The organism is Roseibium sp. (assembly GCF_025698965.1).
GTDB lineage: Bacteria > Pseudomonadota > Alphaproteobacteria > Rhizobiales > Stappiaceae > Roseibium.
Map to the genome: position 1 here is coordinate 1 of NZ_JAILWL010000196.1, position 11,172 is coordinate 11,172.

Sequence of the window (11,172 nt, forward strand, 5' to 3'; positions counted from 1 at the left end):
AGGATTGGGGAATCCTCTCCGGAGCGTTGTTCAATACTCTGAAAATCACATTCGGGGCCCTGTTTGTCGCCACTGCCGGTGGTCTGGGGCTTGCGGTCCTGTTCACGCAATCCAAGTGGATCGAGATTTCCTTCTTTCCCTTTGCCGTGATTTTACAGGTCACGCCAATCATCGCCATTGCACCCTTGATCTTGATTTACGTGGATTCAATTGCAGCCGGCCTTCTGATCTGCGCCTGGATCGTTGCGTTTTTTCCAATTCTCTCCAACACCACACTGGGGCTGAATTCGGCTGATCACAATTTGCAAAGTCTCTTTCGGATGTATGGGGCGAGCCGCTGGCAGACCCTCCGATACCTGCGGCTCCCCGCGGCCATGCCGTACTTTCTCGGTGGATTGAAGATAGCGGGTGGGCTGTCGCTGATCGGCGCGATCGTGGCCGAGTTCGTTGCCGGAACCGCAGGATCCGGTTCCGGTCTTGCGAACCAGATCCTTGAATCGAGCTACAGGTTGAACATGCCCCGCATGTTTGCAGCACTCTTGCTGATTTCGGTGACCGGTGTACTCATTTTCCTGTCGATGAACCTTTTGTCCCATCTTCTCCTGCGCAAGTGGCATGAGAGCGCGCTGAAGCGGGAGGGCTGAATGGGAAAGGTTCTGACGAACCGACTGGAAGGCTCGGGAATACTCAGAAATGCAACCGTGCCTTCCTGCCTGATTTCAGGAGACCGGCAAGGACAAACTTCGGGCCTGCTTGCCCTTGATCTGGAAATTTCCGGTGGCAGGCTTATCCGGATCGTACCCGCGGGAACTCTGGCTGGCAGCGATGGCGGTTTCGATCTGGACGGAGGTATGGTTCTGCCGACGCTGGTCGATCTGCATACGCATCTGGACAAGGGGCACATCTGGTCACGCAAACCGAACCCGGACGGGTCCTTCATGGGCGCGATGAATGCGGTCGGGGAAGATCGCGAGGTGAACTGGTCCGCTGCCGATGTGCGGGCACGGATGGAATTCGCGCTTAAATGTGCCTTCGCCCACGGGACCTCGGCCATTCGCACGCATATCGACAGCGTTCCGCCTCAAGAGGCGATCAGCTGGCCTGTTTTTGAGGAAATACGCCAGGAATGGGCAGGGCGGATCGATCTGCAGGCAGTCTGCCTTTTCGGGATCGACAGACTTCTGACCGATCAGCATTATCTGGTGCCGATTGCCGACCGGGTCGCATCGGCAGGCGGTGTCATGGGAACAGTGACCTACATGGTACCGGACCTGGACCATCATCTGGAGCAGATTTTTCGCGCAGCCATGGACAGGGGTCTGCATCTGGACTTCCACGTGGATGAAACGCTTGATCCTGCCGCGGTCACTCTGCGTCATATTGCCGAAACCGCGTTGCGGCTCGGTTACGAGGGGCAGATTGTCTGTGGGCACTGTTGCTCGTTGTCTGTTCACGACGACAGCGAAGTGGATCGCACGCTGGACCTGCTGGCCAGGGCCGGGATTGCCATCGTTACCTTGCCGATGTGCAACATGTATCTTCAGGACCGTCAGGCAGGACGGACACCGCGCCGGCGGGGCGTCACTTTGCTGCATGAAATGCGCAGGCGCGGCATCAAGGTCGCCGTTGCATCCGACAACACCCGCGATCCGTTTTACGCCTACGGTGATCTGGACCTTGTCGAGGTTTATACGCAGGCGACCAGAATTCTGCAGCTCGATCATCCGATTGGCGACTGGATCAGCTGTGTGACCACGTCCCCGGCCGAATTGATGCAAGTCGCGCATGGAAGCCTCGAGATCGGGCGCGAAGCCGATCTTGTCGTGTTCGGGGCGAGAAACTGGAATGAACTGCTCTCACGCCCATCCGGACCGCGAGACGTGATCCGCGGGGGCGTCAGCATCGACACGACATTACCGGACTACCGGGAACTCGATCACCTTATGCGGGAAAGGCAGGTCTGAAGATGAGTGCCATAGATACACTTAGGACGGACCTTGACGGCCTGCAGATCGAGGACAACCCGTTGATCGTGAAACAGAAAAGCAGGGACTTTTTCTGGTACTCACCGGTGTTGAAGGAAAAGCTTGACGATGTCACAGCCGATCTCGTGATTACCCCGCGGTCCGAAGAAGAGATCATTCGTGTCCTCAAAGCTTGTTTTGCCGCGGAGATCCCTGTCACGACCCGGGGCGCGGGCACGGGAAACTACGGTCAGGCAATGCCGCTTTCCGGCGGTGTGGTGCTCAGTCTTGCCGAGATGACAGCCATCAAGGCAATCAAGGCAGGATCCGTTGTTGCCGAGGCTGGGGCAATCATGTCCGAGATCGACATAGCAACGAAAGCGCATTCCAACCAGGAATTGCGCATGCACCCGTCCACGTACAGAACGGCGACAATCGGTGGGTTCATCGCGGGTGGGTCCGGCGGGGTCGGGTCCATCAACTGGGGTGGCTTAAGGGACCTTGGCAATGTGATCCGCCTGCGCGTTCTGACGATGGAGGCCGAGCCGCAGGTTCTGGAAATGACTGGCGACGATCTTCAGAAGGTCATGCATGCCTATGGTACGAACGGCATCATTACCGAGGTCGAGATGCCACTGACGGCAGGTTATGACTGGGTCGACGTTCTTGTTGGTTTCGACGACTTCATGGATGCGGCCGCCTTTTCAAACGAACTGGCCAATCTCGACGGTTTGCTGCTCAAGAACATCGCTCCGATTGCTGCGCCACTGCCGCACGATTATTTCCTGCGACACCAGAAGTTCATTCGCAAGGACCAGTCCGTTGCCGCGTTGATGGTCGCGCCATTTGCAATGGATGCCTTCGACGCCTTTGCGCGCCGGCATGGCAAGGGGGAGGTGCTCTATCGGTCCGACAAGGCAACGGACGACGACAGAAAACGTCTGCCGCCCGCATATGAACTGTCCTGGAACCACACCACACTTCGAGGACTGAGGGTCGATCCGACGATCACCTATCTTCAAGTGCTCTATCCGTTCCCCGATCAGGTGGATCTCGTGCGCAAGATGCACGAAATGTTCGGGGATGAAGTGCCTGGCCATCTGGAGTTTGTGCGCTTTGACGGGAACATCACATGCTTCGGTCTGCCGATCGTGCGCTATTCGACCGAAGAACGGCTGAATGAAATCATCCGCCTGCACGAGGAAAATGGCTGCCCGATCTTCAATCCGCATCGATACACGCTGGAAGAGGGAGGCATGAAACAGACCGATGAAGTGCAGCTTGCCTTCAAGAAGCGGGCGGACCCCAAAGGGTTGTTGAACCCGGGGAAGATGATTGCCTGGGAACATCCTGAATACGATTTTTCGAGCCACCACTTCTACCTGTTTCCAGGTCTGCAGCGATCCTGAATCAAGTCTCACCTCGATTTGTGAACTTAAATTTTCTTAAAGGCCAAGTGCATGCGCGTTCTCGTTGTTTTCAGCCACCCCTGTCCGGAAAGCTACAACGCGGCAATTTGCAAGACGGTGGTGCAAAAACTTGAAGAAGAGGGACACGACGTCAGGCTGACGGATCTTTACGCCAAAGGCTTCAATCCGGTCATGAGCCAAGATGAACGCCGTGGATATCACGCACCGGAGGCGAACACGTTGCCGGTGGCAGACGATCTTGCGGACATCAAGTGGTGCGAGGCGCTGGTCTTTGTCTACCCGACCTGGTGGTTTGCCCAACCGGCAATGTTGAAAGGCTGGCTGGAGCGGGTCTGGGTGCCGCATGAAACGTTCGAAATGCCAACCGACACCCATCCAATGCGGCCCAAAATGCACAATGTCACCCATATCGCCATCGTCACGACATGCGGGGCGTCCTGGTGGATTTCGAAACTGATCGGCGAGCCGGGGCGGAAAATCATTCTGCGGGGGATCAAGTATCTGGCAAAACCGGGATGCAAAACACTTTATCTGGCACACTACAAAATGGATACGTCAACCCAGTCCAGCCGGGAGCAATATCTGGCAAAGGTCAAGTCTAAAGTCGCTTCCTTTCTGTCCAGGTGAACCGGTTATCTCAAACCTCATCAAAATCAGAGCGCTTCGTCAGCTCTGACCTCCACGGCTACATTCAGAAAACTCTGAATGACTCGCAGATCCTTTTTGTCTGCGGGGATTGCAATGCAGTCGCGATAATCCTCCGGCATTTCGTCAACCGGAACTGCAACCAGTGTGTCCGAAGGGAACAGGCTTTCTTCCAGAAGCAGGCCGATACCCAGATTATGCAATATCGCTTCCTTGACCATCGGAAACGTGGTCGTTCGCAGGAGCCTGGGAAACTCGATCTTGTGGTCTTGCAACTTGGCTCGAACGATTTTTTGCGTCAGCGAACCGTCCTCGGGAAGCACAAGGGTTTCGGGCTGAAGATCGGCAAGAGAGATAGATTTGCGGGTGGCAAGAGGATGGTCGTTGCGCATGTGCGCCTTGTATTTCGACCTGCGCAATTCGAGGGTAAAGAGGGAAGCGCTCGTAGCCGGTTCCGTAATGATTGCGATGTCCACCTGCCGTTCCGCCAAGAGGGACATCGAACTGGTCCAGTTGAAGAGCGTGAAATCAATCTGAACCTGAGGAAAAAGCTTGCCATATTGGGCTATGATCGGCATGGCCGGGCGTGGTGCGTTTGCGATCAAACGGATATGCCCGTTTGAAAGGGCGCTGTAATCACTGATTTTTTCGCTGACCAACTGCTCCATGGTCGCGAGCCGGTCCGAAATAGCAAAAAGATCCCTGGCTGCGCGGGTCAGCTCCAGGCCGCTTCTTCGGCGGACAAAGAGCTGGGTGCCCATATGCTGCTCCAGCTTTGCAATATGCTGTGTGATGGAAGATTGCGTGACCCCCAGGGCTTTTGCTGCTTCCGAAAAGCTTCCCTCGCGGGCGACGTAAGTGAAGGCCTTGATCTGATAGGGGCTGGGTGAGGCGTTCATGACAGTTCCGTGTTGCAGGCGCTGTCAAACCATATGCCGCATAAGCGACGCTAATATTACGTCACATGCGGTTCAATCTGTCTCGCTAGTTTGCTTTCAGAAACGGGAGCAACAGATGACGTCCATCTCCTTATCCGCCATTGAAAAGAGCTTCGGCAACACGCCGGTCCTGAACGGAATCGATCTGGACATTACCGACGGAGAATTCCTGACACTTGTCGGGCCTTCGGGGTGTGGAAAGTCGACATTGCTGCGTATCCTGGCCGGACTGGAAATGCCGGATCAAGGATCTGTCACGATCAATGGGCTGACGGTAAACAACGTTCGGCCTGCAAACCGCAACCTTGCAATGGTGTTTCAGTCCTATGCGCTTTATCCGCACTTGAGTGTTGCGCAGAACATGATGACGCCGTTGCGATTGCGCGACCTGTCGTTTGCGGGGAGATTGCCGTTTCTTGGTCCCGTGGTAGCCAGAGAACGTTACCGCGAAATGTCCGCCCAGGTCGGGGAAACAGCCCGAGTACTCAAGATCGATCATCTGCTCGACCGTAAGCCGGGACAGCTTTCCGGTGGACAGCGGCAACGCGCGGCCCTCGGGCGGGCGATGGTGCGCAAGCCTGTGGCATTCCTGATGGACGAGCCGCTTTCCAATCTGGACGCTGCGCTTCGTATTCACATGCGTTCGGAGCTTGCCGAACTTCACCGGTCGCTGAAGACGACATTCGTCTACGTCACGCACGATCAGGCTGAAGCGCTGACCATGTCCGACCGGATGGCGGTTATGATGGAGGGGCAAATTCTGCAACTGGGTTCTCCGGAAAAGATCTACAACGATCCTATGGATATTCGCGTTGCCGAATTTGTCGGAGCGCCGAAAATCAATCTTCTGCCCGGAACTCTGGACGAAGCCGGCCACGTTCGTTGCGGTGGAATGGTTTTGTCTCGAATTACATCGAATGAGACCGTGGGATCCATCACACTCGGTCTGCGGCCTGAACACCTGGCTCTTTGCGAGCAGGGTGCGTTGGAATCGTTGACCGGTCAGGTCGTGCACAAGGAAAATCTAGGTGCGGATATTTATCTGCATGTTTCGGTTCTTGATGCCGCTCACCGGATAGTTTTGCGTGCAACACCGGACGAAGGCACATCTGTGTCGATCGGACAGACCGTTCATTTCAAGCGCTTGTGTGGCCATGCGATGGTGTTCGGCAAGGACGGTGGGCGTCTTGGCCTCAGCAATGCGGCACACGAAAGCGTGGCGGAGGTGGCGTGATGCAAGGCACCAACGCTCACTGGTGGTTTGTCGGTCCGGCACTTTTTCTGATGGTTGTCATCTTGCTGATGCCCATCGGTATTGCGACCGGTCTCAGCTTCACAAGTTACAGCCTCGGCAATCCGGGAGCTGATTTCGTCGGTCTGGAAAACTACGAAAAAATATTCACGCGTTCGACTTACGAAAAGATGTTTGGCGCCACTTTCCGCTATGTGTTCGTCGTCGTGCCACTGTCCGTCGGTCTGGGGCTGGGGGCAGCGCTTCTGATCAACTCAACCAGGCGCTTGGGCGACCTTTACAAGACCATCTATTTTCTTCCCGTCATGGCGGCCCTGATCGCGATGGCAATTGTCTGGGAGTTCGCCTTTCATCCGACGATCGGAATTGTGAACTCAACACTTGAGCGCGGCTGCGGAACGTTTCTGGAAAGCTGGAGCTGGTATGCCAATGGCTGCGAGCGCGGCTTTCCGCTTTGGCTGACGGACCGGAACTATGCCATCTGGACGGTCGCCTTTATCGGGATCTGGCAAGGCTTCGGGTTCAATATGGTGCTCTATCTTGCAGGGCTGACTTCCGTGCCTCGGGAGCTGTATCACGCCGCCGAAATGGATGGCGCTCAAACGGCATGGGATCGTTTCTGGTTGGTCACCTGGCCGATGCTCGGTCCGACCACTGTTTTTGTCGTCACGATTTCCTTCATCCGGTCGTTTCAGGTTTTCGACACCGTTGAAGCGTTTTATCCGCAAGGGGGCGGACCATCGAAGTCTGTCTACGTGATGATGTTCGCCATCTACGAAAAAGCCATCCAGCAGAACCTCATGGGCATTGGCGCCGCGATCACCGTGGTGTTCCTTGCCTTCGTGATGTTCCTGACGCTGGTCCAGCGCTGGCTGATTGAACGAAGGGTGCATTATTCATGAGTGAAACAGCTCTGCAGGGAACGCCGTCTGTCAGTCTGGCTTCGTTCCGGTTTTCAACCGCTGAAACCGTGAAACACGTCGTGCTGATCCTAGGTAGCCTGATCGTTCTGCTGCCGTTTTACGTGATGGTCAGTTACAGCTTCAAAAGCCCTGCGGAAATCATGCAGAACACCGGCGGTTTCTTCGGCGCACAGGAGCTTTTCCGAGACGATTATTGCATCAAGCTGGGCAGGGATATCGCCGATTGCATGGTGACCCCGATCATCTACAACTACACGACCGCTTTCGAGAAAGCGCCCTTGCTGCGGTATCTCGTCAACGGTCTGGTGGTGACCGTTTCGATTTTCGTCATTCAGGTTCTAGTGGCACTACCCTGTGCCTATGCGCTTGCTAAGCTTCGGTTCTGGGGCAGGGAGGCGGTCTTCGGTCTTGTTCTGTTTTGCCTGCTGATCCCGGTTCATGCGATTGCCCTGCCGCTTTACATCATGCTGGCCAAGGTAGGGCTGACCAATTCCTACGCTGCGCTGGTCGTTCCATGGACCATTTCAGTCTTCGGCATCTTCCTGATGCGTCAGTTTTTCATGACAGTCCCGGACGATCTGATCGATGCTGCGCGCATGGACGGCATGAGCGAATTCTCCATTATCTGGAATGTGATGCTGCCCACAGCCGTTCCGGCGCTGCTGGCCTTCGCGATTTTTTCGGTAGTGGCCCATTGGAACGATTATTTCTGGCCTCGCATTGTCATCACCGGTGATCGCTCACTGTTCACGCCCCCGCTGGGATTGCGAGAGTTCAAGGGCGATGCGGATGGCGACAATTTTGGACCGATGATGGCAACGGCAACAATCATCGTGGCTCCGCTGATCGTGGCGTTCCTGATCGCGCAGCGCCGGTTCATCGAAGGCATCACCTTGAGCGGCATGAAATAGCTGCAGATCGTTTTGGCGGGACCGCCCGGGTGGGCGGTCCCGTTACCGAAATCCCGTTCGGGATCAACCGGGTGCGGACAGTTTGGCGACCGGGCCGCACCCGTGGCAACACCACGGAGAGTTCCATGAAAAAGTGTTTAACCGCAATCGCTTTTCTGCTGGCGGCCGGATCGGCTCAGGCGGAGGGCGAAAAAATCACCATCGAATTTGCCTATCCGTATTCTCATCTGTTTGATGTGACTTACGAAAAGATTCTGCCGATGTTCAACGAGCAGTATCCGAATATTGAAGTGAAAATCCGCGCCGCTTACGAATCCTACGAAGATGCTTCGAATACGATCCTGCGAGAAGCTGTTGCGGGTGAATTGCCGGATGTGACGATGCAAGGTCTCAATCGCCAGGCGATCCTGGTGGACAAAGGCATCGCAAAATCGCTGGAGCCTTTCATCCTGAAGGAAGAGGACTTCGCGAAGGATGGCTATCACGATGCCATGCTGGCGCTGGGCACATTCAACGACGACATTTTCGGCCTGCCGTTTTCGGTGTCCCTGCCGGTCGGTTATTACAACATGGATGTGATGGCAAAAGCCGGCATCACGTCAACGGATCAGCTGCCTAGAACCTGGGATGAGGTTGTCGAGACCTGCGGCAAACTGCGTGATGCTGGCGTAAGGAACCCGATGTTCTGGGGCTGGAACATCACCGGCAACTGGTTCCTTCAGGCGCTGATGTGGTCCCAGGACAAGGCGACCATGGAAGGCAACGACATCCAGATCGCTTCTCCGGAAGGCCTGAAGTCGCTTGAAACCATGAAGTCTCTGTTTCGTGGTTGCGACATGCAGAATATCGAATGGAAAGCGGCATTGGCATCTTTTTCCGCCGGCGAGATCGGAATGATGTTCTGGTCCACTTCGGCGCTGGGCGCGGTCGAGCGTTCAAAGGGCGAATTCGAACTCACAACCAACGAGTTCCCAGGTTTGGAAGCGTCCGGTCCGAAAGGGCTGCCGGCAGGTGGTAACGCTGCCATGCTGGTGTCGACTTCCGAAGATCCCAAAGAACTTGATGCCGCCTGGAAATGGCTGAAGTTCATCACTTCCGGTCAGGGCGCGGCCGAAGTTGCACGCACAACAGGTTACATGCCGCCGAACAAGGCAGCCAACGAAGTGATCCTTGCCGATTTCTACAAGGAAAATCCCAACAAGGAGACCGCCGTGCGTCAGCTGCCTCTCCTGCGCGACTGGCAGGCCTATCCGGGCGATAACGGTCTGGCGATCACGCAAGTGATCTATGACGGTATCGAAGGTATCGTCACCGGCGAATATGACGACATGAGCGAACTTCAGGAGCAGCTTGCGGAAGAAACGCAGGATCTGCTGCCCTCCAACAACTAAGAAATGCAGCTTCTTTACGCCGCCCGATTTCGGGCGGCGTTTTTCATCAAGAACAACCATTTGGAGGAAGCGGTGAAACTTCTTCAATTCACGGATATCCATCTGACAAGACCTGGAGACACGATCGGCGGACGCGAGCCGAACGACAATTTCAGGAAAGCTCTGGACCATGCCCTGACGCATCATTCGGATGCCGACGGTCTGGTCATCACCGGCGATTTGTCTGATTGGGGAGATCGAGAGGATTATCAGCGTCTCAAGGAGATGATCTCAGATCTTTCGATCCCGGTGCACCTTTGTATCGGCAATCACGATGAAAGAGATACGTTCCTTTCGGTCTTTCCCGAACTTGCCGATGAAAACGGTTTTGTTCAGTCCGTGCTGGAATTGCCTGTCGGTCAGGCAATCCTGCTGGATACCTGGGGCCCCGATACGCATGCAGGCTTTTTTTGCGATGTTCGCAGGCAATGGCTCGATGACAGGTTAAGCTCCTCGGCCGGACCGGTTTTTGTGTTCATGCATCACAATCCGGTTCCGATCGGAATTGCTCCGATGGACAAGATCATGCTTCAGGATGCGCAAGAGTTCGGTGCCCTGGTGAAAAAGCATGCGTCCAAGATCCGGCATATTTTCCATGGTCATTGCCATTTGCTCCTGTCCGGATCGCTCCACGGAGTGCCGTTCAGCGCACCGCGCGGAACCAACCACGCGGGGTGGCCGGATTTTGGCAGTGAGCACAACCTGAGCGCCTCCGACCTGCCGGAAAGCTACGCGGTCGTCCTGGCGGACGAGACAAGTGTCATGGTGCATCTGGTAGAATATGGCTACCAGGGTGAAATCCGCCGCGAAGGGTCTCCTGACTATGCCGACTGGAACCGGTTGACGATGGTACGTTGACCCCGATCTCCTTAGATTGCATTCTCTTTGCGCTATCAAAGCTTCATTCTGCTCCTTTTCCCTGACTTGTCATGGTCTCTTGCTGAAACTGTCACAATCTGTGCCGGGATTGGGAGTAGAAGGCTTTTCTGCCTTAAAAGGCCGACCATGCTGATATCCCGCCGGAAGGAGCTTTCATGACTTTTGCAGACAATCGCGTGCCCATCGGCAGTGAATTGGTTGTGTTGAAAAATGCCCGGATTGTCCTGGGTGACGAAGTCATTACCGGCCACGTCAGTGTCAGTGAAGGCAAGATCGTCAGTGTTGATGCGGGGCACGCACCGCAGTGCGGCAAGGATCTGGAGCGAGATTTCCTTCTCCCGGGGCTGATCGATATTCACACCGATCACTTCGAAAAGCATGTCTATCCGCGTGCGCATGTACGTTGGGATCCGTTGAGAGCCGCTCTTGCCCATGACGCGCAGATTATTGGCAGCGGCATAACCACCGTCTTTGACAGCCTGTGCGTCGGGGCAACAGTGTCAAAGCCGGAAAGGCGCGAGGTCCTGGCGCCGATGGTGGACGCGCTGGAAAAAGCCCAGCTTGCCGGAATGTTCCGTGCTGAGCATCTGGTGCATTTGCGCTGTGAGATCACAGATGCAGAGACTGATCGATTGACGGAAGAGAATATCGGCAAGGATATTGTTCGAATGGTTTCGGTAATGGAGCACCTGCCGGGGCGACGTCAGAGCAAGAATATCGAGGCCTATATCGAGCGCCGCATGGCCGATACCGGAGACACCCGTGCGGCTGCCGAACAGTCAACGCGCGCGCTTTTGAAC

At 55.5% G+C, this 11,172-nt stretch carries 10 protein-coding genes and 1 pseudogene; 10 read left to right on the forward strand and 1 reads right to left on the reverse strand.

What is annotated here, in order from left to right; all coding sequences use genetic code 11:
• The 4 genes from K5905_RS16490 to K5905_RS16505 form a co-directional block, all read left to right on the forward strand.
• Positions 1-644 (forward strand): ABC transporter permease (locus K5905_RS16490; protein ID WP_297585823.1); only part of this gene is annotated, 644 nt, incomplete at its 5' end.
• Positions 645-1,964 carry a cytosine deaminase gene (locus K5905_RS16495; RefSeq protein WP_297585825.1) on the forward strand — a complete coding sequence of 440 codons (1,320 nt, stop codon included), beginning with the start codon at positions 645-647 and terminating at the stop codon, positions 1,962-1,964. It begins immediately after the preceding gene.
• A 2-nt stretch (positions 1,965-1,966) separates the two neighbouring features.
• Positions 1,967-3,373 (forward strand): FAD-binding oxidoreductase, encoded by a 1,407-nt coding sequence (locus K5905_RS16500; protein ID WP_297585827.1) that lies wholly within the window; start codon positions 1,967-1,969, stop codon positions 3,371-3,373.
• Between the two features lie 51 nt (positions 3,374-3,424).
• Complete coding sequence (locus K5905_RS16505) at positions 3,425-4,021, forward strand: NAD(P)H-dependent oxidoreductase (protein WP_297585828.1); 597 nt, start codon at positions 3,425-3,427, stop codon at positions 4,019-4,021.
• Between the two features lie 26 nt (positions 4,022-4,047).
• On the opposite strand, the gene K5905_RS16510 is transcribed toward K5905_RS16505, so the two are convergent.
• Entirely contained in the window at positions 4,048-4,938 is an 891-nt protein-coding gene (locus K5905_RS16510) for a LysR family transcriptional regulator (protein WP_297585829.1), read from the reverse strand.
• A gap of 115 nt (positions 4,939-5,053) precedes the next feature.
• Between K5905_RS16510 and K5905_RS16515 the strand changes: the two genes are divergently transcribed.
• From K5905_RS16515 to K5905_RS16540, 6 genes and pseudogenes are all read left to right on the forward strand, one after another.
• Positions 5,054-6,211: an ABC transporter ATP-binding protein gene (locus K5905_RS16515; protein WP_297585830.1), complete on the forward strand. Its 1,158-nt coding sequence runs from the start codon at positions 5,054-5,056 to the stop codon at positions 6,209-6,211.
• Positions 6,211-7,131 (forward strand): carbohydrate ABC transporter permease, encoded by a 921-nt coding sequence (locus K5905_RS16520; protein WP_297585831.1) that lies wholly within the window; start codon positions 6,211-6,213, stop codon positions 7,129-7,131. Before K5905_RS16515 ends, K5905_RS16520 begins: the two co-directional genes overlap by 1 nt.
• Positions 7,128-8,063 (forward strand): carbohydrate ABC transporter permease, encoded by a 936-nt coding sequence (locus K5905_RS16525; RefSeq protein WP_297585832.1) that lies wholly within the window; start codon positions 7,128-7,130, stop codon positions 8,061-8,063. The genes K5905_RS16520 and K5905_RS16525 overlap by 4 nt, the downstream gene beginning before the upstream one ends.
• Before the next feature lie 125 nt (positions 8,064-8,188).
• Positions 8,189-9,454, forward strand: coding sequence for an extracellular solute-binding protein (locus tag K5905_RS16530; RefSeq protein WP_297585834.1), 1,266 nt, complete (start codon positions 8,189-8,191; stop codon positions 9,452-9,454).
• A 72-nt stretch (positions 9,455-9,526) separates the two neighbouring features.
• Positions 9,527-10,351, forward strand: coding sequence for a phosphodiesterase (locus K5905_RS16535; protein WP_297585836.1), 825 nt, complete (start codon positions 9,527-9,529; stop codon positions 10,349-10,351).
• Between the two features lie 176 nt (positions 10,352-10,527).
• Positions 10,528-11,172: pseudogene (locus K5905_RS16540) on the forward strand (alpha-D-ribose 1-methylphosphonate 5-triphosphate diphosphatase); the annotation flags it as partial.